We start from the raw sequence: 25,528 nt of genomic DNA on the forward strand, positions 1-25,528 counted from the left end.
TCGCCCCCGCCCCGATATTTTATCGCACGAATTTCTTGTGCTTCAAACGCTTGGGTTCCAGGGCATCGGCGCCGAGGCGGCGTTTCTTGTCTTCTTCGTAGTCCTCAAAATTGCCTTCAAACCATTCCACATGGGCGTCGCCTTCAAAGGCGAGCATATGGGTGCAGATCCGGTCGAGGAAGAAACGATCGTGCGAGATCACCACGGCGCAGCCGGCAAAATCCACCAGCGCGTCTTCCAGGGCCCGCAGGGTTTCCACGTCCAGATCATTGGTTGGTTCGTCAAGCAGCAGCACGTTGCCGCCCTCTTTCAAAAGACGCGCCATGTGGACGCGGTTGCGTTCACCACCTGACAGCAGGTTCAGCGGTTTCTGCTGATCGCCACCTTTGAAGTTGAACGAAGAACAATAGGCGCGGGAGTTCACCTGGGCGTCGCCCAGTTCGATGATCTCGGCACCCCCAGAGATGGCTTCCCAGACGGTTTCATTGTCTTTCAGGTCATCGCGCGACTGGTCGACATAGGACAGTTTCACAGTATCGCCGTAAGAAACCGAGCCGCTGTCGGGCTGTTCCTGTCCGGTCAACATGCGGAACAGGGTGGATTTACCGGCACCGTTGGGGCCGATCACACCGACAATGCCGCCGGGGGGCAGGTCGAAGGACAGGTCTTCCACCAGCTGCTTGTCGCCATAGTGTTTCGACAAACCGCTTACCTCGATCACCTTGCTGCCCAGACGCGGGCCATTGGGAATAACGATCTGGGCGCGGGTCAGCTTTTCGCGCTCGGACTGTTCGGCGAGGTCGTTATAGGCGTTGATCCGGGCCTTGCTCTTGGCTTGACGGGCCTTGGCCCCCTGACGCATCCATTCCAGCTCACGCTGCAGGGTCTGCTGTTTGCTCTTGTCCTCGCGGGCTTCCTGTTCCAGCCGTTTGGCCTTTTGTTCCAGCCAGGCGGAATAGTTGCCTTCATAGGGGATGCCCTTGCCACGGTCGAGCTCAAGGATCCAGCTGGTGATGTCATCCAGGAAATACCGGTCGTGGGTGACGCAGAGGATGGTGCCTTTGTAGTCGATCAGGTGCTGTTGCAGCCAGGCGATGGTTTCCGCATCCAGGTGGTTGGTCGGTTCATCGAGCAGCAGCATTTCAGGCGCTTCAAGCAGCAGCTTGCACAGCGCAACCCGGCGTTTTTCACCGCCCGAAAGATTGGCGATTTCCGCGTCATCCGGGGGGCAGCGCAGGGCCTCCATCGAAATGTCGATCTGGCTGTCCAGATCCCAGAGGTTTTCCGCGTCGATGCTGTCCTGCAGCGCGGTCATCTCTTCCATCAGCTCGTCTGTGTAGTTCTCGGCCATCTCGACGGCGATCTGGTTGAAGCGGTCGACCTTGTCTTTCTTTTCCTTGACGCCAAGCATGACGTTTTCACGTACGGTCAGGCTCTCGTCCAGTTTTGGTTCCTGCGGCAGGTAGCCAACCTTGGCGCCTTCGGCGGCCCAGGCTTCGCCGGTGAAATCCTTGTCCAGGCCGGCCATGATCTTCATCAGGGTCGATTTACCGGCACCGTTGACGCCGACAACACCGATTTTCACGCCGGGCAGAAAGGACAGGTGGATGTTTTCAAAGCACTTCTTCCCACCGGGATAGGTCTTGGAGACCCCCTGCATGTGGTAGACATATTGATAGGCGGCCATGTGACTGCTCCGTGATGAGGGTAATTCTAGCTGGCTGGTGTGATAGCTGATGGCAGGGGCGGGGGCAATCATGGATACGGGCAAGGCAGTGCTTGCGAATTTCATGCGTCTCGGACGGATCCATTTTGTGGCCCGCTCCGCACGCGCCGCGCCTGGCCTTGCCATCCCGCCAATCGGCTGGGGGCAGCACGATGACGGCGGTTCATGTCTTTCCAAGGTCCATGCAGGCTTTGGGGTGAAGCCGGGTGCATTTACGTTGTGGTCGGCTTGATCTCAGCTTGGAAACTGTGCATCACCAAACGGATGAGACAGGGGTTTCCATATCTGCGGCCGGGGCTGCGCGTCGGTTTGCTGGGGGGCTCTTTTGATCCGGCCCATCAGGGCCATGTTCAGATCAGTCGCGCGGCGCTGAAGCGGTTCAATCTTGATCGGCTCTGGTGGCTGGTTTCGCCCGGAAATCCGCTGAAGGCGCATGCCCCTGCCAGCATGGCTGGCCGGGTTGCAGCGGCATCGGCGCTGATGGATCACCCAAAGGTGCATGTCAGCGATATCGAAGCCCGCCTTGGCACCCGTTACACAGCGGAAACGCTGCGGGCGTTGCGGCGGATCTATCCTGGGGTGCGGTTTACCTGGCTGATGGGGGCGGACAATCTGGCCCATTTTCACCACTGGAAGGACTGGCGTCAGATCATGGAGACGGTGCCGATTGGGGTGCTGGCGCGACCTGGCGACCGGATCGCGGCGCGGCTCTCTCCGGCGGCGCGGATTTACCGCGGGGCGATGATCGGTGACCAGGATAGCCAGGCCCTGGCCCAGGCGTCGGCGCCGGCCTGGTGTTTTGTCAATATTCCGCTGATTGCCGCCAGCTCTAGCCAGATCCGGGCAGCCGGGAAATGGCCGGGCGGGGTGGCCAGCGGATGTGCCGCTGGGCCAGAGGCCGATCAGCCGCCATCTGCGTGACCCGCGCGGCATCATGGCGGGACGCATCCAGCCAGCAAACCGGGCTGAGCAGTGGTACATCTTGTAAAAAACACTCTGGCAATCTGCATTTTTTGCAGGTGACACAGTATAAAATGCATTATGAGCGAGACAGCATGCCATATAGCGGGTCTTTGTTTGCTGTATCGTAGCTTTCTGATTAGATATTGACTGACATGTTATCGAGACGCTTTTTCCTTTCCTCTGCCGCAGCAGCCCTTGTCGTTCCGGCAGCGTCTGGTGCGCTGGCCAATGCGCCTACAACCTCTTTGCGGCCGCAGGCTCGGGCGGGGGGGGCATTGCTTCAGGGCGGCACTGGGGGCCCTTCTGTCAGCCTCAAGACGTTGCTGGCGCAGTCCGGCCTGTCGGGCCGGGTGGCCTGCGCCGTGGCCGAGGTGGGCAGCGGCAAGGTACTGGAATCCGAAGGCAGCCAAGACGGGCAGCCGCCGGCAAGTGTGGCCAAGGCGCTGACGGCGCTTTACGCGCTTGAAACATTCGGCGCACAACACCGTTTTACCACCAGGCTATTGGCTGATGGCCCGGTCTTGGGCGGCGTACTGAAGGGCGATCTGATCCTGGCGGGCGGCGGCGATCCGATGCTGAACACAGATCATCTGGCGCAGATGGCGCGGGCGTTGAAAAACGCCGGCATCCGCGAGGTGCGCGGTGGTTTCAAGGTCTGGGACGGGGCGCTGCCGCAGGTGCACAGCATTGACAGCGAACAGCCAGATCACGTGGGCTATAGCCCGGCGGTTTCCGGTATCGCGCTGAATTTCAACCGGGTGCATTTTGAGTGGAAGCGCGCCAGCAAGGGCTGGGCCGTCACCATGGATGCCCGCACTGCGAAATACCGCCCCGAGGTCAGTATGGCGCGGATGAAAGTCGCCAATCGCGCGCTGCCGGTTTACACCTATGCAGATCGCAATGGGGCTGACAGCTGGACCGTGGCTTCGCAGGCGCTGGGCAAAGGTGGGTCGCGCTGGTTGCCGGTGCGGCGTCCGGCGGACTATGCCGCAGATGTTTTTCGCACCATGGCCCGGGCGCATGGGATCAAGCTGGAGGCTGCTAAATCGGTGCAGAACCTGCCAGAGGCGACGCTTTTGGCGCAGCATCACAGCCCGCAGCTGGATCAGATGCTGAAGGGCATGCTGAAATATTCCAATAACCTGATGGCCGAAATGATTGGCATGGCGGCGACGGCCAAACGCGGCAAGCGCCCCAGGGGTTTGAAGGATTCTGCCAATGAGATGTCGCACTGGGTCGAGGCGCGCTACGGGGTCAGCGGCGTCCGCTTGGTGGATCATTCCGGTCTTGGTGATGCGTCACGGGTGACGCCAAGCGCTCTGCTGAAGGTTCTGGTCGCGGCATACAAGGGGGGCAGGCTGAAGCCGCTGCTGAAAGAGTTCCCCATGCGCGACAGCAATGGCCGGGTGATCAAAAGCCACCCGATCAAAGTGGCCGCCAAGACCGGAACCTTGAACTTTGTTTCCGGGTTGGGGGGCTTTTTGACGACCCCTGGCGGCACGGTGCTGGCTTTTGCGATCTTTGCCGCCGATACCCAGGCCCGCGCCCGTATCAGCCGGGCAGAGCGCGAGAGGCCAAAGGGCGCGCGCCGCTGGAACAAGCAGGCCAAGCGTTTGCAGCAACAACTGATTGAACGCTGGGGCCAAAGCTACGGCAGCTGAGGCCAGGCCGCCAACTGCCCCCTGTCTTGCCCGTTGCGGGAAGGGCAAGGCGCAAGGGGGGCGTTACAGCGCCGCTTGCACCTCGACAAAGGTTTCGTGATAGCAGGCGCCATCCTCGATATCGGTGCGCAGATCAGCCGGGATCAGCGCATTCACGGTAAAGCCGGTCTGCGATGTCGCACGCCAGGTGCCTTTGGGAGAATAAAGCACCCCCGGGCGGGTCGCATCAGAGATTTTCAGCTGCAGGGTCACCGCGCCACGCGCGTTTGAGACCAGGACAAGCGCGCCATCCTTCAGGCCACGGGCCGCAGCATCCTTTGGGTGCATTTCCAGCTGTTCTGGCCCAGAGGAGGCCGGGTCCGACCCAAAGGTGGCATTGGTGCGCTTGGCCGAGCTGGGGCTGATCAGCACCAGCGGCAGATCCTGCGCCACCGGGTCATAGCGCGGCACGCCAAAGCCATACCGGGTTTCATACGCCTGGCTGAACAGCTCAATCCTGCCCGACTTCGTCGCGGGGAGCACGTTTTGACACATAACCATGGGCGCGCCATCGGCGGCCCTGATTTCGATGGCGCGATCCAGCGCGATCTCGCTGGGGCGCTGGCCGTCCAGCTGTGGGTGATCGGCATCAATTGCCTCATCCATCAGCTGGCTGTCGCTGGCCTGAAACAGTGCATCCTCATAGCCAAAGCGCTTGGCTAGGCGGCGAAAAATTTCCGTATTGGGCAGGCTCTCTCCGACACGGGGGATCACCGGGGCAGCGCGCTGCAGATAGTTTTGCCCATAGGCGCCATAAATGTCGTCAAATTCAAAATGCGACGCGGCGGGCAGGATCACATCGCAATAGGCCATGCTATCGGTCATCACCACATCACAGCCGACAATGAACAGATCTTCACGCATCAGGGCGCGCATCAGATTGGCCTGATCCGGGTGGGTTGCCACCGGGTTGTGGTTGTAGATCATGGTGGCCTTGATCGGGGGTTCCAGCGTGTCGTCCTGCAGTTTTTCGGCGAGATCCACGATGTTAAAGGTCCGGGTGCCGGGTTTGATCAGGTGATCGCCCTGCAGCCGTGCCTGGGTCTTTGGGGTGGCGCTGCCGGATTTGGCCAGCACGCCAGCGCCCAGCCGTCCATGATGCCCCAGCAGGGCAGGCAGGGCCATGGCCGCCCGCAGTCCGGACCCGCCAGAGCGGCCGCGTTCAATCCCGTTTCCAAAGGCGCAGGCCATGTTCTGCGCCGCCTGCATCATATCGGCAAGCGCATGAACCTCGGCAGTGGTGATGCCGCAGATCTCGACGATCTGTGCAATGCCATAGCGCCGCGCCTGTTCCATGAAGGGGGCAAAGCCATCGACCCAGCGATTGATGAAATCCAGATCCAGCGCCCGGCGGCGCTCTAGCTCGGCCGCCAGTCCCATGGCCAGCACCACATCGGTGCCGGGTTTGATCTGCAGATGCATGTCGCATTGTTCCGCGATCTTGACCCGCTTGGGGTCGATCACCACCAGCCGCCCGCCCTGGGCGCGCATCTTTTTCAGCAGCGGCGCCAGATGCAGGTTGGAGACGGTGACATTGTTGCCCCAGACCAGCACCAGATCAGAATGGATAACTTGAAGCGGCGGCATGCCGGGCGCATTGCCAAACAGGCTGGCATAGGCTCCGCCCCGCACGCCACCGCAAAGCGGCCCACGGTTCAGCAGGCTTGCCCCCATTTTATAAAAGAAGCGCCGATCCATCGAGCCACCGGCCAGCTCTCCGTGTGGGCCGGCATAGTTGAAGGGCAGGATGCTTTGCGGGCCGTGGCTGTCGATGGCTTTGGTAAAGCCCGCATGGACCAGATCCAGCGCGGCGTCCCAGCTGATGCGTTCAAATTGCCCGGTGCCGCGCAGCCCCACCCGTTTCAGCGGATGGGTCAGGCGGTTTTTGCCATGGACAAACTCGGGGTAGGACCGGGCGACCTTGTTGCAAATCACGTTCGCAGTAAAGGGGTTGGCCCGGGACCCCTTGACCTCGACCAGGCGGTCGCCTGCAACCTTGACAGAAAGGCTGCAGGTGTCGGGGCAGTCCAGCGGGCAGACCGTGGGCAGGGTGCGGATCGCGCGAGGAGTATTCATAGGCTGGCTCCGATTGCAGTGGCTGGAGCCTGTGTAGCCTTGAACTGGATCAGTGATTAAGCACCAAAAATGCAAAATTTCAGCAGACCAATTTGATCTGCCTGCGCTAGTCTTATGGTGGCTTAGACCATGTGACGGGCGCGGGCGCCACGCTCAATCGCTGCCGCATGCAGCCGGTCAATGTTCAGCTCATAGCGGACCTCGGCCAGGAACTCGAGCTCGGTTTCTGCCAGCTTGCCATCCGCTGCCGCCACATCACAGGCCAGCGCATAGGCGGTTTCATAAAGATGTTCGGGCAGGTCGTCACGAACCAGACCAAACAGGGCCTCCAGCCCGTCTTCCTGTTCAAACAGGTCCAGAACGGTGTTCGAAACCCGGGTCATGCGGTCGATGTCGTAATCGGCAAAGACGGGCAGCATGTTGACGGCAGACTGGATCTTGATCAGCTCGGCTGTGCGGATGTTTTCATCCGAGGCAGAGACCGCCACCATCAGGGCCACGAGACAGTCCTGGGGGGACATGGATTGGGCGTTTTTCTCGGGCATGGGACATCCTTTGTGCGCGAAATTGCTTGTTCAAGAATAGGCTTGGCCAGAGGCAGGTTCAACTCCTGCCTCTGGCCGGTCGGTGCGAAACTGGCGGGAAACAGCCACTCGCGGTTGTTTTGCGGCCTGCGCTGATCCGCAGGGGCGCTTTTAAGCCTGTGCTTCGTCGGCGGCGGTAAAGCGATAGGTGATCTGTTCAAAGCTGGTCACGGCAAACCCATAGGAAAAGCGCAGACCATCCGGGCCGCCCTGGGTGCCATGTTCGGCATTGGCGGACACATAGATGGCAACATCGGGGCGCGAATTCTTGATTTCAGCTCTTAATGCCATGGTGGCGCATGCCGGGCTGGCCGGGCAGGGGATCTTTCTGGCCTGGGGCGGTATTGTCGATAGTTTGCTTGAGACGGGTGCCCTGTTGCAGCTGCAGGCGCCAACGACCACCTCGGCACGGGGGGATTTTGCCGGGTTGCGTGATAGCGCGGCTGCACGGGGGGATGTGCGTGAGATTCTCGACCGGATTGCCGAAAAGGCGCAATTTCATGGCTGAAAGCAGCGCAGCCACGGCTGTCTTTGTTGACTTATGCTGCATCTGCGCCATAGACCGGGCCGACCTAGTTAATGGGACTGCGGCATGGGGCTGCGGGCCATGGGTATGCGGCCACCGGGGCCGCCGATGGAGAACAAGATGTCTGATCTGCGCGAAACCGCTCTGACGAGCAAAGCTTGGCCCTTTGAAGAAGCCCGCCGGGTTCTCAAACGGTATGCAAAGGGCGCGCCTGAAAAGGGATTTGTTCTGTTCGAAACCGGCTATGGCCCGTCGGGCCTGCCGCATATCGGCACTTTTGGTGAGGTGGCGCGTACCACGATGATCAAGAACGCCTTTGAGGTCATCAGCGATATCCCGACCAAACTGATCTGTTTTTCCGATGATCTGGACGGCATGCGCAAGGTGCCGGGCAATGTGCCCGATGCCGACAGCCTGGTGCCACATCTGCAAAAGCCGCTGACTTCGGTGCCGGATCCCTTTGGCACGCACGAAAGCTTTGGCCATCACAACAACGCCATGCTGCGCCGGTTCCTCGATACCTTTGGGTTCGAGTATGAATTTTATTCCGCCACCGAATTCTATGGCTCGGGCCGGTTTGATGAGGTGCTGAAGCGCGCCGTCGACAAATATGACGAGATCATGGAGGTCATGCTGGCCTCCCTGCGCGAAGAGCGGCGCCAGACCTATTCGATCTTTTTGCCCTTCCACCCCGAAACCGGCCGGGTGCTATATGTGCCGATCAAGGTGGTTGACGCCGAAAACTACACCATCACCTTTGATGATGAAGAGGGCAGGGAATGGACCGTGCCGGTCACCGGCGGCAATGTAAAGCTGCAGTGGAAGCCCGATTTTGGTGCCCGTTGGGCGGCGCTTGAGGTCGACTTCGAGATGTATGGCAAGGATCACAGCACCAACACGCCGATCTATGACAAGATCTGCCGCATTCTGGGCCATCGGGCACCGGATCATTTCACCTATGAATTGTTCCTGGACGCCAATGGGCAGAAAATCTCCAAAACCTCGGGCAATGGGATTTCGATTGACGAATGGCTGACCTATGCCAGCGCCGAGAGCCTGTCCTATTTCATGTATCAAAAGCCCAAAACGGCCAAGCGGATGCATTTTGACGTGATTCCAAAGGCGGTTGACGAATACCACCAGCAGCTGCGGGCCTATGCGACGCAGGACACCAAGGCCCGGCTCAACAACCCGGTCTGGCATATCCACGCCGGTGATGTGCCCGCCTCCGATATGGTGGTGCCCTTCAGCATGCTGCTGAACCTGGCCAGTGCCTCTAGCGCCGAAGACAAGGCGACCCTCTGGGGCTTTATCAACAAATACGCCCCGGATGCGACGCCCGAAAGCAACCCAACCATGGATCAGGCAGCGGGTTTTGCGGTGGCCTATTTCAATGACTACGTGAAACCCAGCAAGGTGTTCCGCGCCCCTAGCGATGTGGAGCGTGCCGCGCTGCGCGATCTGGCAGAGGCGCTGAAATCGCCAGAGGCCGCACTGGCGGCGATTGCCAGGAAGAACGAGATTGCCGGCAATGACGAAGCACTGCCAGAGGCAGATTTAGCCGATGCCGATTTCCTGCAATCGGTGGTCTTTGCCATTGGCAAAATCCACGGGTTCGACCCGCTGCGCGATTGGTTCACCGCGATCTATGAGGTGCTTTTGGGGGCCAGCCAGGGCCCACGTTTTGGCGGCTTTATCGCGCTGTACGGTGTGCAGGAAACCATCGCGATGATCGACAAGGCCCTGGCCGAGGCGTAATCGGCGGCGGACCTGCCGCGCAAAGATCGGCACCGCCTAGCCTTCCTGTTTTGGGAGCATAAGAAGTAAGAATTTAGAATAATGGGCGCCCTTCGGGGCGCTCTTTTTTGTTTTTGGGTTTGAAGGCCGGATCCGGGGCCCACCCAAGCAAAGCTTTGAAGTCACCCATCCCCTGATTGAGGTCCTGGCAGGAGGCGGTCGCACCCGGCAAGGCAAATAGCCGTCTCCCCGCCCCCTGGGCAGGGCCCCTCGGCGATTTTCCTTGCCTGCTGCTCTCTTTTCCTGCCGGGCGGTCCTCAGGTGATGGGCGGCTCCAAAGCAAAGCGGCGGCGCGTGGTGGCAGTGCGGGGCCAGCGCGCGCCCTGCTTTTGGGTCCTTAAGTTGGGCGGGGTAGCTCTTGTCGGCGAAATGCGTCTGCGCTGCTGGAAAGGGTTATGGGATGAATAAAGTGATTTCTGCGGGATTGGAACTGATGCCGCCTGCGTTCGAGGCGGGGTTGGATATCTGGTCGAGTGGCGATGGAACGCCAGGGTCTGATACCTATGATGGCGCGCCTAACGCTGCCATCGTGGTGGCCGATCCGGATTTTGCCGGCTGCCTGGAAATGCAGAAGCTGCAGGCGACACAGAAGCTGCGCTACATGGGCAAGACGCCGCTGTTGTCGGGGTGCTATCTGCAGGTAAAGGCCCGGATCAAAGCGGTAAGCGGCGCCTTGCCAACGGTGCGTATCGCGGGGTGGGCTGGCGACAGCAGCGATACACATGTCGGGGGGGTGATCGAGGTGGGGGCGACCACCACGCTGACCTCTTATGGCACTGTGGCGGAGGTGACGGCGATCATTGGCACCGGGGCGCGGCAGGGGGTGGATATGCCCTGGGGATTGGCGGCGGGCTATGGCCATTTGGGGTTGGATCTGATTGGTCCCAATGGCGGTGTGGTGCGGATTGACGATATCGAGGTCACCGATGTGACCAGCGCCTTTTTGCGCGATATGCTGTCGCGCGTGGATGTCACGGATTACGGCGCCATTGGTGATGATGTAACGGACAATACGGCCGCCTTTGAAGCGGCGGATGCGGCGGCGGCCGGGCGGCAGATCCTGGTGCCCGCAGGCGCGTTCTTTTTGGCGCAGACGGTGTCGTTGAACAATCCGGTATATTTTGAAGGCAGCCTGCGGATGCCGGTGGACAAGATATTGCTGCTGCGCAAAAATTTTGACTTTCCCAGTTATGCGGCTGCCTTTGCCGATGAGGAAACGGGGTTTAAAAAGGCCTTTCAGGCGCTGTTGAATTCGTCGGATCATGAATCGCTGGATCTGGGCGGGCGTATGGTAACGGTCACTGCACCAATCGACATGCAGGCGGCGGTGCCCAATCGCAGCTCATATTCGACCCGGCGGGTGGTCCGTAACGGGCAGTTTTCGGCCACTGGCGGCGCCGCCTGGGACACTGAAACCTGGAGTGAGCAGGCCACCTATGACACCAATGATCCGCGCAAGCTGAAGAACGTAAGCAACATCGCCAATATTCCCGTTGGCGCGTTGGTTGAAGGCAGCGGTGTTGGCCGCGAGATCTATGTGCGGTCCAAGAATACTGGCGCAGGTGAGATCACGCTGAGTGCGCCGCTCTATGATGCGGCGGGGACGCAGGTCTTTACCTTCAAGGATTTCAAGTACCTGCTGGACTTCAGCGGCTTTAGCGCCCTGAGCAAATTTGGCATGACGGAGGTGGAAATTCAGTGCAATTCTCACTGCAGCGCGCTGCGCCTGCCCTCGGCGGGGACGGTGTTCAGCCTGGATCACTGCTTTATTTCGCGGCCCAAGGACCGCGGGATCACTTCGATCGGGTCGGGCTGTCAGGGCATTCTGGTCGACAATTGCCAGTTCCTGTCGGCGGAAGAGGCCGAAGATGTGCCTGATCGCAGTTCCGTCGGGATCAACGTCAATGCCAATGATGCCAAGCTGCGCAACAACAGGGTGACCAAGTTTCGCCATTTTGCCCTGTTGGCGGGGGCGAACAATACCATCACCGGCAATCACTTTTTCCAAGGCGATGGTGTTGCGGGCGGGGTGCGGACGGCGGGGGTGGTACTGGCCACGACCTATTGTGCCACGACAGTGTCGGACAACTATGTCGACAACTGCTTTATCGAATGGACCAATGAACAGGATCCCACGCCTGATTTTTCCAATGGGTTTTCCTTTAGCGCGCTGTCGATCACCGACAATGTCTTCCTGTCCAGTGATGTGGCACCCTGGTTCAGCTATGTGGTGGTGAAACCCTATGGCACCGGGCACTTCCTGAATGGGGTAAGCATCTCTGGCAATAAGTTCCGTTCTATCAATGGCTATATTGACCGGGCCGACCGGGTGGATACCAGCTTTTCTGATCTGGAGTTCAACCGCTGCAAATCCGTGTTCTTTGAGGGCAATACCTTTCACGGGATCTCTACAGAGGTGGCGAGCCCGCTGCGTCTGCGTCATGAACAGGCCACGGTTGCCAGCAGTTGGGCGGTGTCGACGGATGGCGGGCTGCCATTTCAGGGCCATGCCCGGGCGGTGGATGCGGTGGTGGCAATTGGGCCGATGCGCGATTCCGCTGGCACCTACAAATATCCGCGCCCCTATGTGCAGCTGGAGAAGGGCAGCAACAAGGATGAGATCCGGCTGAACTGGGGCGAAAGCCTGCGCGGTGAAGTGCAGGTGGTGGTGCGGGTCGACAAGTAGCCGATCCCAAGACCGCCCGTCAGAGCGGCACAAAAGGCGACCGGGGAGGCAGGCGTTGTTTCCCCGGTGTGGCCCTGCCGGATCCCCTTATTGGGGCGTGCTGGGCGGGATCAGATCTGCCGGGTCAAGGTGAAAGGCCTTGCCAAATCCGCCATTCAGATAGCCCATATCCAGTGCGAATTGCACAAAGGAAAAGTCTGCAAAATCAATGTAGAGTTTGGCTTTGGGGTGGCTGCGTAGATAATGTGCCGCCAGCTGCGGATGCGCGGGGCTTTGCCGGTCGACAAAGGTGGCGCGGCCAACAAGGCTGATCCTGGGATGGGTCAGCGGATCACCCTTGGGGCCGGGGTCGCCAACCAAGAGCGAGCAGGCCGGGTTGCTGCGCAGGATCTGGCTGTGCTGTGACAGGCTGGAGATCAGGCTGATCGGATGCCCGGCGGGGCAGAGGCCAAAGGCAACCCGGGTGACCAGCGGGCAGCCGTCTGAGGTCACTGTGCCCAATGCGGCGCTGCGCGCGTCGCGCATCAGCTGTTGCGCCAGGGTACGGGCACCGTCATCGGTGGGGCGGATTGGGTTGGTCATGCGGTCCATTTCTGCCGTTCATTTCTGCTGTGCGAATCGGCGCTTTGTCTGGCCTGGCCGGATCAGAACCGCTGCCAGAGGGAGATCTTGAGGCCCAGACTTTGCCGGGGGTTGCGCCGATATTCAAGGCCGACGGTCAGGTCGCTGGTCTCAAACGGCTGATTGCCCAAGACCGACAGCCCGGCCAGCTTGATGCGCAGGGCCGGGGTGATTGAATAGCCAAAGTCAACATTCTGGCCAAAGGCTGTTTCAAAGCTGAGCAGCGGCGAGAACCGCTGACCAGTGGTCACTCCAAAGCTGCCGTCGATTTTCCACAGTGGATGGGCGGCATTGCCGCGCTGTTCTAGCATCAGATCCAGGTTGCCCCAGAGATCGCCCAGACGGGTCTTTTCCCCGCGCCCTGCCGACAGGGTGATGCGATACATCGGATGCCACAGCCCCTGCGCATGATTGGCCCCCAGCGCCAGTTCCGCAGCAATCTGAGTTCCCCCACCGCCCTGACGCAGTGGCAGGCGGGCAAACAGCAGCGCATGGCCGGATTGGATGTCTGATTGGTTGAGGTCGATTCCAAGATCAAACTGCCCGGTGACACCAAAGTCGCGATAATAGCTCAGCTCTGGCTCTAGCCCTTGACCGGTGTCGCGCAGGGTCAGGCTCGTGGCGGCAAAGCCTTCACCCTTTGGGCGCTTCCAGGCACCAGCCGTGGCGGTCAGGGGCTGCAGCACCGTAAGGCAAAGCCCCAGGATCAGCACCCGTGCCCGCATGCAACCCCGCCTTTTGGTCAACGGGCCAAGGCAGCACAGAAAATCGCCGGAATTTCCAAAAACCATATACACGTTATAGGTGTGTTTTTGACGCCTGTAATCAGCCGATGGAAAAACGGTTCCGTTTTTTACCGCAACCATCGTAGGCTGGTCACACTCAGCGAAACAGCGAGGGAGACCCAAATGCCTAAAATCACCGATACGGCAGAGATCCAGACAGTCATCACCACCTTTGAGATGACGCCGGGAACCTGCCAGGATCTGCTGGATGCTCTTCAAGACGCCTATGCCGAGTTCATCTCTAAACAGCCGGGATTTGTGGCGGCGGGGCTGCATGTGAATGACGCCCAAACCCGCATTGCGAACTATTCACAGTGGCGGACCCGTGAGGATTTCTTGCGGATGCTGCGCTCTTCCGAAATGCGCGAGCGCAATCGCAAGATAAACGAGCTGTGCCGCAGCTTTGAGCCAGTGATGTATGAGGTCGCAGCCACCTTTGACGCGCCCTGACACCAGCCTTTGACTGGACCTCTGATGGGGGGGGAGGCGTGGGGATATCACGCTGTTTGGCCAGGAAATGTCACTTGGCCAGCCCTGCACTGACCTGGATCAAGGCCTGTGTGGTCAAAGTTGTCTAGTGTAGCCTCATGCGAACAGAAAAGGAGATTTCCTATGTATCACAATATTCTCGTGCCGATTTCCTTCGACCCAGAGCGCGATGTCACTGCGCCGTTGAAACTGGCCCAACTTTTGGCGACGCCAGATGCCAAAATTACCCTGTTGCATGTGGTTGAGCAGGTTCCGAGCTATGCCATTTCATATCTGCCGACCGAATACATGGCCCAGGCCCGCGCCGCCCTGCAACAGGAACTTGACGGGCTGGCCCAAACCCTGCCGGACCAGGCCGTGGGGCTGGTGATCGAGGGACATTCCGGGCGCTCTATCCTGGACTGGGCAGAGCAGAACAAACCGGATCTTATCATCATGGCTTCGCATCGTCCGGGCATGCAGGATCTGCTGCTGGGGTCGACAGCCAGCCAGGTGGTGCGCCACGCAGCCTGCGCTGTGCATGTTGTGCGCTAGGCGGCACTGCCACCAAGGTGAATGCCCTAGTCTTTGTGATCCGCCGCTTCCTGATATCGCAGGCCTTGCCCGTGGTATCTGGGGCGGCGTCAGGCTGGTTCAGGTCTGCTGCAGCAGACGGTTCAACACAATACCGGCAAAGCGGATTATCCCGCCGGGCAGCAGGGCAGAGCGCAGCAAGGTCTTGTTGGAGTTCACTGCATCGGCAATGCGGGCATAATGGACTTGCTTGCTGGCAGGAGAGCGCAGCAATACGGTTTCGGCCCTGTCTAGGGCCTGTTCGGCGCCGCGGGTCACCTTGGGGCGGCTTTCGGGTTTGACCGGAGTATAGGTTTCCAGCGCCCGCCGCCGCACGGGCTGGCTGGGGTCGCGGTTCTGTCTCACCAGGGTGTCTAGGCTGGTCTCTACATCTGTCAGGGCCTTATAGGCCTCGGAATAGGCGGTATTGCCCACCAATTTATCCGCCGCGCGTTTATAAACCCAGCGGTAACAATCATATTTATAAGTCCAGGGCAGCCTTCTACAGCTACTGGCCCCCCGGTTGAGGATGTTTACAACACTGCGGGTCGTCGCGTTGTTCAGCCCCTGCGAGGCACCGGAACCGCCGCCATAGTCGCCGCCGCCGCCACCCTCGCTCCCAGCGCCTGTTGACGGAACCAGCCAGAGGCCAGCCACGACCGCAATAGGCGCTGCGTATCTAAAAACACTCATACAAAATCTCCTCGCTACAGGCGCAAGGTTAGCATGGCGGCGGCCTGTGGCAAGGCGCGGGGCGAGGATTGCCCCTAGCGGATGATGGCGCGGGTCCATTCTTTCAAGAACATGCGCCGCTTGAGCCTATCCAGATAGGTCATAAGGGCGGGCCCAAGGGCGATGGTCGATTGCGCTGGTGTTATCTGGGATTGGATCAGTGGCGGCAGAAGAAAGCTTTCCGGATCAACTGCTTGGGTTTGGACCCGGATCAGATGACGGATGAACTCCTTTGCCAGTTCCGGCTGCGGTGCCGAGGCGGTCACAAAACCTGTTCGCATCATGGTGGTCGGAAAATCCGCCGCCAGAACCACCGTCAGCGCTGATGCGGTTTCGGATCGTGCCAGCGCATAGCTGCCCAGCACATTGTAGGCCACAGCCAGCTTGCCATTGGCCAGATCAGTGATCATGTCTCCGGAACAACAGTATAGCCGGGTGCCCAGATTGCCCATTACCTCTGTCAGGCGCCAATAGGTTTCCGAAGCCCGCGCGTCTTGGGTGGCAAAGAGATACCCCAGCCCGGAGCGGCGAATATCATAGGTGCCCAACCGGTTGCGAAACACCTCGGGGCGCGCGCGCATGGCTTCGATCAGCTCTTGCCGGGTCTGTGGGATGGGATGGCCGTCAAAATCAGCCCGCCGGATGACAATGGCGGCTGGCTCGCTGGTAAAGGCAAACAGGCTCTGGCGCCACTGCGCCCAATCGGGGGTCACCAGATCTTCGATCGGTTGGGCATAGCCATCATTTGTCAGCTTGAATTGCAGGTCCATGGCGCTGGAAATGACCAGATCATACTGGGCTGGGGCCTGGCGGAATATATGGTCGATCTGCGCCGATCCGGCGACCAGATATTCAATCGACACGCTTGGCCGATCGGCCAGAAAGCGGCGGATGATGGGGATGAAAAAGGCGGTGTCGGTGCTGGATAGAATGCGCAGCTGCACCGCATCAGTATTGGCAGCAGTGTCGTGCAGCGCTGCGCCGCGAAAGATCTGGCGATCCTCCCAGTTTTGCGCCGAAAGCGCCAGTGGCCAGAGTGCAAGGATCAGACAGAAAATATAACGCATGCGCCGCCTCCGGCTGTGTTGGACAGGGTCAGGCTTCCGCCATGGGCGGCGGCCACATCCTGGGCGATTGTCAGCCCCAGGCCGGACCCGATGGTGCCGCGGGCATTGTTGCCGCGTGAAAATCGCTGGGCAAGATCGGCAATTTCGTCGCTGGGAAAGCCTGCCCCCTGATCGCGCACGGCGACCTGCGGATGGGGACTGGCAGTGACGGAAATTTCAATGACGCTCTCGCTGGGGGAATATTTCAGTGCATTGTCAATCAGGTTGCGAATGGCATTTTGCAGCAGGATCGCATCCCCAATGAGCCGCACCGGCCTGTCGATCTGCAACACCAGGTCGATGTCCTTCATCTCGGCCACCGGGGTCAGGCGTTGCACTAGTTCCTGCACCAGATCTCCCAGGTCAAGATCTTCGTGCTCCAGATGGTCGGCGCGAAAGGTGATCATGGCATGATCCAGCAGTTGCCCCGCCGCGCGCGAACTTTCGTCAATGGCCCGGACCATCGAGCGCAGGGCCTGACGGTTTTCTTCCTTGTCGACCCGCTGCAGCGTGGTTTCGGCGTAGGAGCGCACTGTCGCCAGCGGTGTGCGCACCCGGTGGGCGGCTTCGGCGATGAAATCCTCGGATTGCGACAGAGACTGATTGAGCCGCCTCATCAGGGTGTTGAGCGAGTTGACAAGCGGCAGCATCTCGCTGGGTACAGGCTTGGTGAGTGGTCGCAGATCCTGCGGTCCGCGCCGGGTAACCGATGTTGTCAGCCGTTTCAGTGGCGCAATGGTCACCGAGGAGACCCAAAAGGACAAAAGCACCGCCAGCATGAAAAAACCAAAGCCAAAAGAGGCCACATTGGTGGAAATCTGGTTCAGAGTCTCAGAGAGCGCATCCTGGGTCTGGGCCACCGAAACGGTGATGCGGGTTCTGACATCCGCCCCCAGCAGGGTGCGCGCGGCGGTGGAAATCCGCACAGTCTTGCCATCATACTGCGCGGTCTGAAACTGCTTTGGCGCGGTTCTGTCGGCCTGCTGCGGCAGGTCTGCGTATCCCGACAGGAGCTCACCATCACGGTAGATGGCGTAAAACACCTGGTCATCTGCGGGGGTGGTCAGCATGGAAAAGGCGGCATAGGGAAAATCAATCTCGACCTGATCGTCGCGCAGCACCGCCGCATCCAGGATAGAGGACACAGAGGCCGTAAGAATACTGTCCTGGCCCTGTTGGGCGATCTGCGCGGCATAGCTGCGCACAACCAAAAACAGCAGCAGCGCCAAGAGCGCAGCCCCCCCGATCAGCGTCACCGCAAGGCGATTGCGCAGGCTGCCCTGAACCTGCCCCGGCTCAGCCATGATCCAACCGATATCCCAGTCCGCGCAGGGTGGTGATCTTCAGCGCAGAGCCTTCCAGATGTTTGCGCAGCCGCGCGATATAGACCTCGATGGCATTGGCAGAGACATCTTCGTCATAGGAAAACAGCCGGTCTACCAGCTTCTGCTTGGGAAAGATCTGCCCCGGGGCGTTGAACAAAAGTTCCAGCAGGCGCAATTCCCGGTTGCGCAGGCTGACGGCCTTGCCGCAGACGGTGACATGGCCGGCCACCGGATTAAAGGTCACATCCGCAAGTTGCAGAACGGTCTGTGCCGCCCCTGCCTTGCGGCGCAAGACCGCCCGACAGCGCGCCTGTAGTTCTTCGTGATCAAAGGGTTTGGTGACATAGTCGTCCGCTCCCAGATCCAGCATGCTGATTCTATCGGAAACCTGTGATCTTGCGGTCAGAACGATGACCGGTGTGTCGCGTTTCTGGTCGCGGTGCTGTTTCAAAAAGCTGCGGCCATCGCCATCCGGCAACATTATATCCAGCAGGATAAGATCGTAGTCTCCGATCTCTGAAAACGCGATAGCATCCGAAATTGTTCCTGCATGATCAATGGTATGCCCATCCAGTTGCAGGCGGGCACAGACCGCAGCCGCCAGATCAGGATTGTCTTCCACCAGCAGGAATTTCATGCGCTCATTTCACTTTTTTCATCGCGTGACAGGTCTGTGACAGGTTCTTGTGTTTGCCTCTCAGCAACTGAGCCGCCTTTCGGACAGTTGTCAAATGGGAGGAAAACATGATGACATTTAAACTGGGCCGCCGCGCCCTGCTGGCGGGTGCTATTGCAACCCTGGGCTTTGCAGCACCTGTTCTGGCCGATGGGCAAAAGGTGCTGGACAGCATTCACTTTCTCATCCCCGGCGGCGCAGGCGGCGGTTGGGATGGCACCGCGCGCGGCACCGGCGAGGCCCTGACCAAGGCAGGCCTGGTGGAAACCGCCTCCTATGAAAACATGTCCGGCGGTGGCGGCGGCAAGGCGATTGGCTATCTGATCGAAAACGCCGAAAGCAACCACGGCACCTTGATGGTCAATTCGACCCCGATTGTGATCCGCTCGTTGACCGGCGTTTTTCCCTATAATTTCCGCGACTTGACGCTGGTTGCCGGCACCATCGGCGATTACGCCGCGATCGTTGTGGGCAAAGACAGCTCGATCAACTCCATGTCGGATCTGATGGCAGCCTATGATGCTGATCCGTCCAAGACGGCGATTGGCGGCGGTTCGGTGCCTGGCGGCATGGATCATCTGGTTGCCGCCATGGTGATGGAAGCCGCAGGCAAAGACGCGCTGGAGGTGAAATACATCCCCTATGACGCGGGCGGCAAGGCCATGGCAGCGCTGCTGTCGGGCGAGATTGCGGCCCTGTCCACCGGATTTTCCGAAGCGGTCGATCTGGCCAACGCGGGCGAAGTGAAGATTATCGGAGTCACCTCAGAGGAACGTGTTGCCGCCGCTCCGGAGGCCATGACCATGAAAGAGCAGGGGATCGACACCAGCTTTGTCAACTGGCGCGGCTTCTTTGGTGCCCCCGATCTGTCGGCAGACCAGCTGGCGCTGTTTCAGGAGGCCTTGGCCAAGATGTATGACACCCCCGAATGGGAAGAGGTGCGCGCGCGCAACGGCTGGGTGAATATCCATAATTCCGGCGATGATTTCAAAAGCTTCCTGGAAGATCAGGAAAAGGCCATCGGCGATCTGATGAAGAAACTGGGCTTTCTGTAAGGCCCGTGCAGGCAAGAAATCTGGTGGCAAAGCGGGCAATCGCTTTGCCACATCTTAAATGAGGGGGAGGAAAAGATGGCCCTGGATCGATGGATCGCGCTGGTCCTGCTAAGTATTTGTCTGGCCTATGGCTATACCGCCTGGTTCACCATGGATAGCGGGCTAGCCCCGTTTATGAAACGCAACCCAATCTGGCCTAGCACCTTTCCCAAGGTGCTGTCGGTCCTGGGGGTGATTGCCTCTTGCATCATTCTGTTTGGCCTGGAGAAGAGCGCGGAAAAAACCGCAGAGATCGATTACCGCCGTCTGGGTGACTACCACCTTGGCCAGGCGCTTTTGCTCTTGGCGCTGATGGTGGTCTATGCGCTCTGTCTGCGCCCTGTCGGTTTCTTGCTGTCAACGACTGGGTTTCTGTTTCTTGGCGGCGCCATCCTGGGCGAGCGCAAGTGGTATATCCTGATGCCCGTCGCGGTCTGTGCGGCGCTGGTCGTGTGGTATCTGGTGCAACAGGTTTTGGGCATCTACATGCGCCCGTTGCCTGGTTTTTGGGGGGCTTGAGATGCTTGAAGGACTTTTGATTGGTCTGCAAACCGCGCTGTCGATGCAGAACCTGCTGATGGTGATCGGCGGCTGTCTGATTGGCACCTTTATCGGCATGTTGCCGGGGCTGGGGCCGATGTCGATCATTGCGATCATGATCCCGGTGGCCATTTCGATGGGTGACCCTTCGGCGGCGCTGATCCTGCTGGCGGGGGTCTATTATGGTGCCATTTTTGGTGGCTCGACCTCGTCGATCCTGCTGAACGCGCCGGGGGTGGCGGGGACGGTTGCCTCTAGTTTTGATGGCTATCCGATGGCGAAGCAGGGCAAGGCGGGCAAGGCGCTGACCATTGCAGCCGTGGCCAGTTTTGCCGGTGGCACAATTGGTGCGCTGTTGCTGATGGTGTTTGCGCCGGCGCTGTCTTCGGTGGCCCTGTTGTTCCATTCCGCAGAGTATTTTGCCCTGATGGTTGTGGGCCTGTCGGCGATTGCCGCCTTTGCCGGCACCGGGCAGGTTGCCAAGGCAATGCTGATGACAACCCTTGGCCTGATCATGGCCACAGTGGGGGAGGGGGCGCTGTTTAATCTACCGCGCTTTACCATGGGGATCATGGATCTGCAGTCGGGGTTTGGCTTTATCACCCTGGCGATGGCGATGTTTGCCTTGCCCGAAGCGCTGTTTCTGGTGCTAAGCCCCAAGACCACCCAGCAGGGTGATGGCGAGGCGATCAAGGATCTGCGCATTACCGGCACCGAGGCCAGGGCCATTGCCCCGGTGATCGGGCGGCAATCTGTTCAGGGCTTTTTCATTGGGGTGCTGCCGGGGGCTGGTGCCACCATTGCCAGTTTTCTGGGCTACGCGGTGGAGCGCAATATCGCCCCCAAGCACGAGCAGGAAGAATTTGGCAAGGGCTCTATCAAGGGCTTGGCGGCACCAGAAACCGCTAATAACGCCGCCTGCACCGGGTCTTTTGTGCCGCTGCTGACGCTGGGCATTCCGGGGTCGGGCACGACGGCAATCTTGCTGGGCGCGTTGATCGCTCTGAATGTCACACCGGGGCCGCGGCTGATGATTGACCAGCCAGAGGTGTTTTGGGCGGTGATCATGTCGATGTTCATCGGCAATCTGGTACTGCTGGTTTTGAACCTGCCTTTGATCCCTTATATTGCCAAGGTCCTGTCGGTGCCACGCACCTACCTTATTCCGTTCATTTTGTTCTTTACCCTGATGGGGGCCTATATTGGTCAGAACAATGCAACAGAGCTGTTGCTGCTGGTGGGCTTTGGTGTCTGTGCCACGGCACTGCGCTTTGCCGACTATCCGCTGGCGCCGCTGTTGATCGGCTTCATTCTTGGCGGCATGCTTGAAGATAACTTCTCACGCTCGATGCAGCTGTTTGATGGCCCCTCGTTCATCTGGGAACGTCCGATCACGCTGGGGCTGCTGGTGCTGGCAGTCCTGCTGGTCGTGCTGCCCAGCTATCGGGCCCGGCGCGCCCGGTTGCGCATGCGCGGGGTGGCAGACGGGGATTAAGGCAAAGGCACTATGGTGGCAGGCCTATGGGCGCAATGACTACCTGTCCGCCGACAAGGCGCTGCGGGTGGCGCCGCTGTTGCCGCCGTGCGCGCCGCGCAAACTGAAAATCTAAAACCAGACTGCGGCTGCCCCCTTGGGTGGCCGCGCTCTGTTTGGGAATGGGGCACAGATGGCGCCTAAAATTCAAACCTATATTCGCACCATGGATGCGGTTTCGGAAACCACCGGAACAATCGCCGCCTGGATGTTTTTCACCACCGGCATTATCGTCTCCTTTGAGGTCTTTATGCGCTATGTGCTGAATTCACCCACCATCTGGGTCGATGAGATGAGCCGCTTTTTCAGGTCTGGGCCACCTATCTGGCGATTGGCTATGTGCTGAAGCACAAGGCCCATGTCATCATTGATGTCACCTTCCGCAATCCCCATACCTTCAACCGCAGGCTGGTGGACAGTCTGCGATCTGGGTTGGTTTTGATGTGATGGCGCTGCAGGCTTTGGCGGAAATCTTCAAAATATGGACTTGGGCCCCTGACGAGCTACCCAAGCAAACATTGGTATACTGACATGGAAAGCATTCTCATTCTCGGCAGTCTGATCGGGTTGCTCTTGCGGCGTGTGCCTGTCGCCTTTGCGATGGGGGGCTTGGGGGCGTGCTTAATTGGCACAAAGACGCAGGCGGCGGCAGCTAGAATGCTGTCGCCGCTTGCATTTCCACGGCCTAGGCTCAATTGTCTCGGCAGTTCAATGGGAGGGATCAAAATGACCTTTATGAAATCTATTGGCGCAGCTGCGGCTGTTGCCCTGATGATGACCGGCGTGGCCTCGGCTGAGACGCGCATTACCTATAAATCGGCCAAGGCGGGGTCGTCTTATTTCCAGATGGCTGCGCAGATTGCCGAAGCGATGAAGGCAGGCACCGGCGGGGATATCTCTGTCACTGTCGAAGAAAGCCAGGGATCGGTGCAAAACGTGATGGAGGTGCGTGCCCGCGGGGGGGATTATGTCTTTACCACGCCACCGGCACTGGTGGGGCTGGCCCAGGGTGGCAAGGCGATGTTTGAAGGCAAGGGCGATCCCGCCTTTGATGAAATCCGCGCTCTGTTCCCGATCCCGTCGCTGACTATGCATTTTGTAATGTCGACAGACAGCGGCATCAGCAGCTTTGCCGATATGGAAGGCAAGACAATCCTTTTGGGCAGCGGCTCTTTTGGTGCACGTGAGGGCGCAAAATATCTGAATCTTTTTGGGCTAGAGGGCAAGGTGACCATCGCCGATTCCGAACTGTCCAATGCGGTGAATGCGCTGAAAAATGGTCAGATCGACGGCTTTGTCACCGCCGGGTCCTTTCCGGCGCCAAATGTGATCGAAGCGGCGGCTTCGACCGGGGTGACCGTGTTGTCGCTGGATGATGACCAGATCGCTGCGTCCAAGCGGACCCGGCTGACCATCCCAGCGGGCACCTATACGGGCCAGGCTGAAGATATCACCACAACCTCGCTGCCGGTTGTGGCCTATTCCACCACCAAGATGGATGATGACACGGCCTATATGCTGACCAAGACATATTGGGAAACCCGCGAAAACATGGCCAAGGACGCGGCCTGGTGGGCGGGTGTTTCGGCCGACATGCTGAGCAACATCACCACGCAGATCCACCCTGGTGCGATCCGGTATTACCAAGAAATCGGTGTGGCGCTGGACGCCGCGCATATGTAATTTTTGGCCCCGCCCCGGTCTTGTTCCGGGGTGGGGCGCATTGATCTGATCTCATGACATCTTTATCCCCCCGTTTCGCGCCACATGCAGGCCATGTCTGGATGCTGTTTGGCGCTATCACTGCCGTGTTTCACATCGGGCTGATCTTTTACGGATTGGTGCCCAATCTGGTCGCGCGCCCCCTGCACATGGCGCTGATCCTGCCTTGGGTGTTCTTGTACTCCGCCAAGACCCCATTGGCCTGGTGGTCCGGTCTGGTCATCACCATTATTGGCATTGCAGGCTGCATCTGGATCGCGCTGAGCCATCAGATGCTGCGGAACCAATATGGTTTTCTGGAAAACTCTTTTCAGGTGGTGCTGGCCATCAGCCTGTTGCTGATCGCGATGGAGGGGGCGCGCCGGATGATCGGCTGGCCGCTGCCATTGGTTGCGCTCTGTGCTCTGGCCTATGGGCTTTGGGGGCAGCATATCCCCGGTGAATTTGGCCATGCCGGCACGCCTTTGCGCAGTTTTCTGGGCACGCTTGTTATCGCCGAAGGCGGGCTTTGGGGCAGTCTCACCGGGGTGTCGGTCGGGGTTGTCGCAATCTTTGTGATCTTTGGCGCGGTACTGAACGCGGGCGAAGCGGGACAGGGGTTCATGAATGTGGCCGCTGCGGCTGCGGGGCGTCTGACCGGTGGTGCGGCCAAGGTTTCGGTGCTCTCTTCAGCGCTATTTGGCTCTATCTCGGGCTCGGCCTCGGCCAATGTGGCTTCAACCGGGGCAATCACATTGCCTGCAATGACCAAGCTTGGCTATCCCAAACGCCTGGCCGCCGCGGTAGAGGCTGTTGCCTCATCCGGTGGGCAGATCATGCCGCCCCTGATGGGGGCGGGGGCCTTTGTCATGGTGGAACTGACAGGCGTGCCCTACACGCAGATCATGCTGGCGGCGCTGCTGCCTGCGGTGCTGTATTTCCTGACGGTCTGGGTTGGCATCAATGCCTATGCCCAACGTTTTGACCTGCAAGCCGTGCCGGAAGACCAACGGCCCGGCCCGCGCATGGTCTTTGTGACCTCATGCTTTTTCCTGGTGCCCTTTTCGGTGCTGCTGATAGCGATGTTTGCCGCCGGATTTACCCCGCAGTATGCAGCTGTTCTGGCTATCTTTGCGGGTGCTGCCGCGCTGTTCTTTGACGCCACGCCGCGCATGAACCTGACCCAGGGCCTGGCCCGTTTGGGCGGTGGCTTCACGGCGATCGGCAGACAGGTTGCGATGATTGCTGCCATTATCATCTGCGCCTCTATCATCATCGGCGTGCTGGGCATCACCGGTCTTGGCATCAAGATCACCTCGGTGATCCTGTCCGGGGCGGGCGGGCTGCTTTGGCCCGCGCTTTTGCTCACGGCGTTGGCCTGCCTGCTGCTGGGCATGGAGGTCCCGACCACCGCCGCCTATGTGATCTGCGTGTCGGTGGCAGGCCCGGCCCTGACTGAATTGGGGCTGGAGCCCCTGCAGGCGCATTTGTTTGTGTTCTGGTTTGCACTGCTCTCAACCATTACGCCGCCAGTCTGCGGTGCTGTCTTTATCGCGGCCGGCATGATCGCAGAGAACTGGCTGAAGGTGGCACTGACGGCAATGGCGCTCGGGGTTGGGCTCTATGTGATTCCGCTGGCGATGATTGCAAACCCCGCTTTGATCCGTCTCACCACCAATCCATTTGGGGCCGTCATCGCCTTTGCCCTGGTCGGTACCGGCCTGGGCTGTCTGTCTTACGCTCTTATCGGGCGGCTGCGCCTGCCGCTGCGGGTTCTGCTTGCCGCCCTTGGCCTTGCCGCCTGCTTTGGGGCGGCGTTCTGATCGTGCAAAGATGTTTCCCCTGACCAATGCGGAACGGGGAAACATCGCCGACAGTGGCAGTAACGCAGCCATTTTGCAGGAACACGATGCGCGCGGCGATGGTCTGCTTTGCATGTGGAAATCGTAAATGCCGCGCGACGGATGGCCCCCAAAAGGGAACGCGTTTTGTATCAGCACGCAGAGCCCTATGGTCCGGCGCTGGACCTGTGCTATTGGCCCTACGCGTCGCAGGATGGTCTTAAGGGATAGCGATATCCAGAGCCCCGATTTCTGCCACAGACAGGGGTTACAGTGAAAATAAATGGAAATTTCTGGGTCGGCATCCCATCCTTCTACCACGTTGACACGGCGGGGAATTTGGCTGATATAGCCGAAAGAAGAGTGGGCCGTTAGCTCAGCTGGATTAGAGCAGGGAACTTCTAATTCTCAGGTCGGGGGTTCGAGTCCTCCACGGCTCGCCATTTCTTTCCATTTGCCAATGCCAATGCACCA

Annotated in this window: 23 protein-coding genes and 1 tRNA gene; 14 read left to right on the forward strand and 10 right to left on the reverse strand. The window is 59.5% G+C overall.

Annotation, left to right across the window (positions count from 1 at the left end):
• Positions 1–19 precede the first annotated feature (19 nt).
• Positions 20–1,687 carry an energy-dependent translational throttle protein EttA gene (gene ettA, locus ACN0VH_RS12455; RefSeq protein ID WP_278923575.1) on the reverse strand — a complete coding sequence of 556 codons (1,668 nt, stop codon included), beginning with the start codon at positions 1,685–1,687 and terminating at the stop codon, positions 20–22.
• A gap of 303 nt (positions 1,688–1,990) precedes the next feature.
• Here ettA and ACN0VH_RS12460 point away from each other — a divergent pair, with 303 nt between their 5' ends.
• Positions 1,991–2,647, forward strand: coding sequence for a nicotinate-nucleotide adenylyltransferase (locus ACN0VH_RS12460; protein ID WP_417700760.1), 657 nt, complete (start codon positions 1,991–1,993; stop codon positions 2,645–2,647).
• Positions 2,648–2,841: 194 nt separating this feature from the next.
• The gene (gene dacB, locus ACN0VH_RS12465; protein ID WP_417700761.1) at positions 2,842–4,350 is read left to right on the forward strand and encodes a D-alanyl-D-alanine carboxypeptidase/D-alanyl-D-alanine endopeptidase; all 1,509 of its coding nucleotides are present in this window, start codon (positions 2,842–2,844) and stop codon (positions 4,348–4,350) included.
• 63 nt (positions 4,351–4,413) lie between these two features.
• On the opposite strand, the gene ACN0VH_RS12470 is transcribed toward dacB, so the two are convergent.
• The 3 genes from ACN0VH_RS12470 to ACN0VH_RS12480 all read right to left on the reverse strand — a co-directional run bounded on the left by ACN0VH_RS12470 (position 4,414) and on the right by ACN0VH_RS12480 (position 7,340).
• Positions 4,414–6,465 carry a molybdopterin-containing oxidoreductase family protein gene (locus tag ACN0VH_RS12470; RefSeq protein WP_278923572.1) on the reverse strand — a complete coding sequence of 684 codons (2,052 nt, stop codon included), beginning with the start codon at positions 6,463–6,465 and terminating at the stop codon, positions 4,414–4,416.
• Between the two features lie 122 nt (positions 6,466–6,587).
• On the reverse strand, positions 6,588–7,010 hold the full coding sequence (locus ACN0VH_RS12475; protein ID WP_417700762.1) for a tellurite resistance TerB family protein: 423 nt from the start codon (positions 7,008–7,010) through the stop codon (positions 6,588–6,590).
• Positions 7,011–7,160: 150 nt separating this feature from the next.
• On the reverse strand, positions 7,161–7,340 hold the full coding sequence (locus ACN0VH_RS12480) for a hypothetical protein (RefSeq protein ID WP_278923570.1): 180 nt from the start codon (positions 7,338–7,340) through the stop codon (positions 7,161–7,163).
• Between ACN0VH_RS12480 and ACN0VH_RS12485 the strand changes: the two genes are divergently transcribed.
• From ACN0VH_RS12485 to ACN0VH_RS12495, 3 genes are all read left to right on the forward strand, one after another.
• Positions 7,318–7,557, forward strand: coding sequence for a hypothetical protein (locus ACN0VH_RS12485; protein WP_278923569.1), 240 nt, complete (start codon positions 7,318–7,320; stop codon positions 7,555–7,557). The two genes, ACN0VH_RS12480 and ACN0VH_RS12485, sit on opposite strands and share 23 nt — an antisense overlap.
• Before the next feature lie 138 nt (positions 7,558–7,695).
• Positions 7,696–9,333 (forward strand): lysine--tRNA ligase, encoded by a 1,638-nt coding sequence (locus ACN0VH_RS12490; RefSeq protein ID WP_278923568.1) that lies wholly within the window; start codon positions 7,696–7,698, stop codon positions 9,331–9,333.
• A gap of 439 nt (positions 9,334–9,772) precedes the next feature.
• Positions 9,773–12,058 carry a right-handed parallel beta-helix repeat-containing protein gene (locus tag ACN0VH_RS12495; protein WP_417700763.1) on the forward strand — a complete coding sequence of 762 codons (2,286 nt, stop codon included), beginning with the start codon at positions 9,773–9,775 and terminating at the stop codon, positions 12,056–12,058.
• Positions 12,059–12,145: 87 nt separating this feature from the next.
• Here ACN0VH_RS12495 and ACN0VH_RS12500 read toward each other — a convergent pair whose 3' ends face one another.
• The gene (locus tag ACN0VH_RS12500) at positions 12,146–12,640 is read right to left on the reverse strand and encodes a HugZ family pyridoxamine 5'-phosphate oxidase (RefSeq protein WP_278923566.1); all 495 of its coding nucleotides are present in this window, start codon (positions 12,638–12,640) and stop codon (positions 12,146–12,148) included.
• Between the two features lie 62 nt (positions 12,641–12,702).
• The gene (locus tag ACN0VH_RS12505) at positions 12,703–13,404 is read right to left on the reverse strand and encodes a hypothetical protein (protein WP_278923565.1); all 702 of its coding nucleotides are present in this window, start codon (positions 13,402–13,404) and stop codon (positions 12,703–12,705) included.
• A 183-nt stretch (positions 13,405–13,587) separates the two neighbouring features.
• On the opposite strand from ACN0VH_RS12505, the gene ACN0VH_RS12510 reads away from it, so the two are divergent.
• Positions 13,588–13,914, forward strand: a complete 327-nt coding sequence (locus ACN0VH_RS12510; protein ID WP_278923564.1) for an antibiotic biosynthesis monooxygenase family protein — start codon at positions 13,588–13,590, stop codon at positions 13,912–13,914.
• 162 nt (positions 13,915–14,076) lie between these two features.
• Entirely contained in the window at positions 14,077–14,487 is a 411-nt protein-coding gene (locus tag ACN0VH_RS12515) for a universal stress protein (protein ID WP_278923563.1), read from the forward strand.
• Positions 14,488–14,586: 99 nt separating this feature from the next.
• On the opposite strand, the gene ACN0VH_RS12520 is transcribed toward ACN0VH_RS12515, so the two are convergent.
• The 4 genes from ACN0VH_RS12520 to ACN0VH_RS12535 form a co-directional block, all read right to left on the reverse strand.
• On the reverse strand, positions 14,587–15,198 hold the full coding sequence (locus tag ACN0VH_RS12520) for a hypothetical protein (protein ID WP_417700764.1): 612 nt from the start codon (positions 15,196–15,198) through the stop codon (positions 14,587–14,589).
• 74 nt (positions 15,199–15,272) lie between these two features.
• A complete protein-coding gene (locus ACN0VH_RS12525; RefSeq protein ID WP_278923561.1) occupies positions 15,273–16,304 on the reverse strand; it encodes an ABC transporter substrate-binding protein in 1,032 nt (343 codons plus the stop codon).
• Entirely contained in the window at positions 16,283–17,647 is a 1,365-nt protein-coding gene (locus ACN0VH_RS12530; protein ID WP_417700765.1) for a sensor histidine kinase N-terminal domain-containing protein, read from the reverse strand. The genes ACN0VH_RS12525 and ACN0VH_RS12530 overlap by 22 nt, the downstream gene beginning before the upstream one ends.
• Entirely contained in the window at positions 17,640–18,305 is a 666-nt protein-coding gene (locus ACN0VH_RS12535; RefSeq protein ID WP_417700766.1) for a response regulator transcription factor, read from the reverse strand. The genes ACN0VH_RS12530 and ACN0VH_RS12535 overlap by 8 nt, the downstream gene beginning before the upstream one ends.
• A gap of 107 nt (positions 18,306–18,412) precedes the next feature.
• Between ACN0VH_RS12535 and ACN0VH_RS12540 the strand changes: the two genes are divergently transcribed.
• The 7 genes from ACN0VH_RS12540 (at position 18,413) to ACN0VH_RS12570 (ending at position 25,497) form a co-directional block, all read left to right on the forward strand.
• Positions 18,413–19,399 (forward strand): Bug family tripartite tricarboxylate transporter substrate binding protein, encoded by a 987-nt coding sequence (locus ACN0VH_RS12540; RefSeq protein ID WP_278923558.1) that lies wholly within the window; start codon positions 18,413–18,415, stop codon positions 19,397–19,399.
• A 75-nt stretch (positions 19,400–19,474) separates the two neighbouring features.
• Entirely contained in the window at positions 19,475–19,957 is a 483-nt protein-coding gene (locus ACN0VH_RS12545; RefSeq protein ID WP_278923557.1) for a tripartite tricarboxylate transporter TctB family protein, read from the forward strand.
• 1 nt (position 19,958) lies between these two features.
• Complete coding sequence (locus tag ACN0VH_RS12550) at positions 19,959–21,473, forward strand: tripartite tricarboxylate transporter permease (protein ID WP_278923556.1); 1,515 nt, start codon at positions 19,959–19,961, stop codon at positions 21,471–21,473.
• A gap of 172 nt (positions 21,474–21,645) precedes the next feature.
• Entirely contained in the window at positions 21,646–21,858 is a 213-nt protein-coding gene (locus tag ACN0VH_RS12555) for a hypothetical protein (protein WP_417700767.1), read from the forward strand.
• Between the two features lie 380 nt (positions 21,859–22,238).
• On the forward strand, positions 22,239–23,195 hold the full coding sequence (locus ACN0VH_RS12560) for a TAXI family TRAP transporter solute-binding subunit (protein ID WP_278923554.1): 957 nt from the start codon (positions 22,239–22,241) through the stop codon (positions 23,193–23,195).
• Positions 23,196–23,248: 53 nt separating this feature from the next.
• Positions 23,249–25,036, forward strand: coding sequence for a TRAP transporter permease (locus ACN0VH_RS12565; RefSeq protein WP_417700768.1), 1,788 nt, complete (start codon positions 23,249–23,251; stop codon positions 25,034–25,036).
• A 383-nt stretch (positions 25,037–25,419) separates the two neighbouring features.
• A tRNA-Arg gene (locus ACN0VH_RS12570) sits at positions 25,420–25,497 on the forward strand.
• The last annotated feature ends 31 nt before the right edge of the window (positions 25,498–25,528 follow it).

Origin of the sequence: Pseudophaeobacter sp. (assembly GCF_048267565.1) — a bacterium.
Taxonomy (GTDB): Bacteria; Pseudomonadota; Alphaproteobacteria; order Rhodobacterales; family Rhodobacteraceae; genus Pseudophaeobacter; species Pseudophaeobacter profundi.

What these genes read in the sequence shown, in the direction of transcription:
- ettA (WP_278923575.1), bottom strand. Translation starts at nt 1,687, where the DNA reads ATGGCCGCCTATCAATATGTCTACCACATGCAGGGGGTCTCCAAGACC.
- ACN0VH_RS12460 (WP_417700760.1), top strand. Translation starts at nt 1,991, where the DNA reads ATGAGACAGGGGTTTCCATATCTGCGGCCGGGGCTGCGCGTCGGTTTG.
- dacB (WP_417700761.1), top strand. Translation starts at nt 2,842, where the DNA reads ATGTTATCGAGACGCTTTTTCCTTTCCTCTGCCGCAGCAGCCCTTGTC.
- ACN0VH_RS12470 (WP_278923572.1), bottom strand. Translation starts at nt 6,465, where the DNA reads ATGAATACTCCTCGCGCGATCCGCACCCTGCCCACGGTCTGCCCGCTG.
- ACN0VH_RS12475 (WP_417700762.1), bottom strand. Translation starts at nt 7,010, where the DNA reads ATGCCCGAGAAAAACGCCCAATCCATGTCCCCCCAGGACTGTCTCGTG.
- ACN0VH_RS12480 (WP_278923570.1), bottom strand. Translation starts at nt 7,340, where the DNA reads ATGGCATTAAGAGCTGAAATCAAGAATTCGCGCCCCGATGTTGCCATC.
- ACN0VH_RS12490 (WP_278923568.1), top strand. Translation starts at nt 7,696, where the DNA reads ATGTCTGATCTGCGCGAAACCGCTCTGACGAGCAAAGCTTGGCCCTTT.
- ACN0VH_RS12495 (WP_417700763.1), top strand. Translation starts at nt 9,773, where the DNA reads ATGAATAAAGTGATTTCTGCGGGATTGGAACTGATGCCGCCTGCGTTC.
- ACN0VH_RS12500 (WP_278923566.1), bottom strand. Translation starts at nt 12,640, where the DNA reads ATGACCAACCCAATCCGCCCCACCGATGACGGTGCCCGTACCCTGGCG.
- ACN0VH_RS12505 (WP_278923565.1), bottom strand. Translation starts at nt 13,404, where the DNA reads ATGCGGGCACGGGTGCTGATCCTGGGGCTTTGCCTTACGGTGCTGCAG.
- ACN0VH_RS12510 (WP_278923564.1), top strand. Translation starts at nt 13,588, where the DNA reads ATGCCTAAAATCACCGATACGGCAGAGATCCAGACAGTCATCACCACC.
- ACN0VH_RS12515 (WP_278923563.1), top strand. Translation starts at nt 14,077, where the DNA reads ATGTATCACAATATTCTCGTGCCGATTTCCTTCGACCCAGAGCGCGAT.
- ACN0VH_RS12520 (WP_417700764.1), bottom strand. Translation starts at nt 15,198, where the DNA reads ATGAGTGTTTTTAGATACGCAGCGCCTATTGCGGTCGTGGCTGGCCTC.
- ACN0VH_RS12525 (WP_278923561.1), bottom strand. Translation starts at nt 16,304, where the DNA reads ATGCGTTATATTTTCTGTCTGATCCTTGCACTCTGGCCACTGGCGCTT.
- ACN0VH_RS12530 (WP_417700765.1), bottom strand. Translation starts at nt 17,647, where the DNA reads ATGGCTGAGCCGGGGCAGGTTCAGGGCAGCCTGCGCAATCGCCTTGCG.
- ACN0VH_RS12535 (WP_417700766.1), bottom strand. Translation starts at nt 18,305, where the DNA reads ATGAAATTCCTGCTGGTGGAAGACAATCCTGATCTGGCGGCTGCGGTC.
- ACN0VH_RS12540 (WP_278923558.1), top strand. Translation starts at nt 18,413, where the DNA reads ATGATGACATTTAAACTGGGCCGCCGCGCCCTGCTGGCGGGTGCTATT.
- ACN0VH_RS12545 (WP_278923557.1), top strand. Translation starts at nt 19,475, where the DNA reads ATGGCCCTGGATCGATGGATCGCGCTGGTCCTGCTAAGTATTTGTCTG.
- ACN0VH_RS12550 (WP_278923556.1), top strand. Translation starts at nt 19,959, where the DNA reads ATGCTTGAAGGACTTTTGATTGGTCTGCAAACCGCGCTGTCGATGCAG.
- ACN0VH_RS12555 (WP_417700767.1), top strand. Translation starts at nt 21,646, where the DNA reads ATGGCGCCTAAAATTCAAACCTATATTCGCACCATGGATGCGGTTTCG.
- ACN0VH_RS12560 (WP_278923554.1), top strand. Translation starts at nt 22,239, where the DNA reads ATGACCTTTATGAAATCTATTGGCGCAGCTGCGGCTGTTGCCCTGATG.
- ACN0VH_RS12565 (WP_417700768.1), top strand. Translation starts at nt 23,249, where the DNA reads ATGACATCTTTATCCCCCCGTTTCGCGCCACATGCAGGCCATGTCTGG.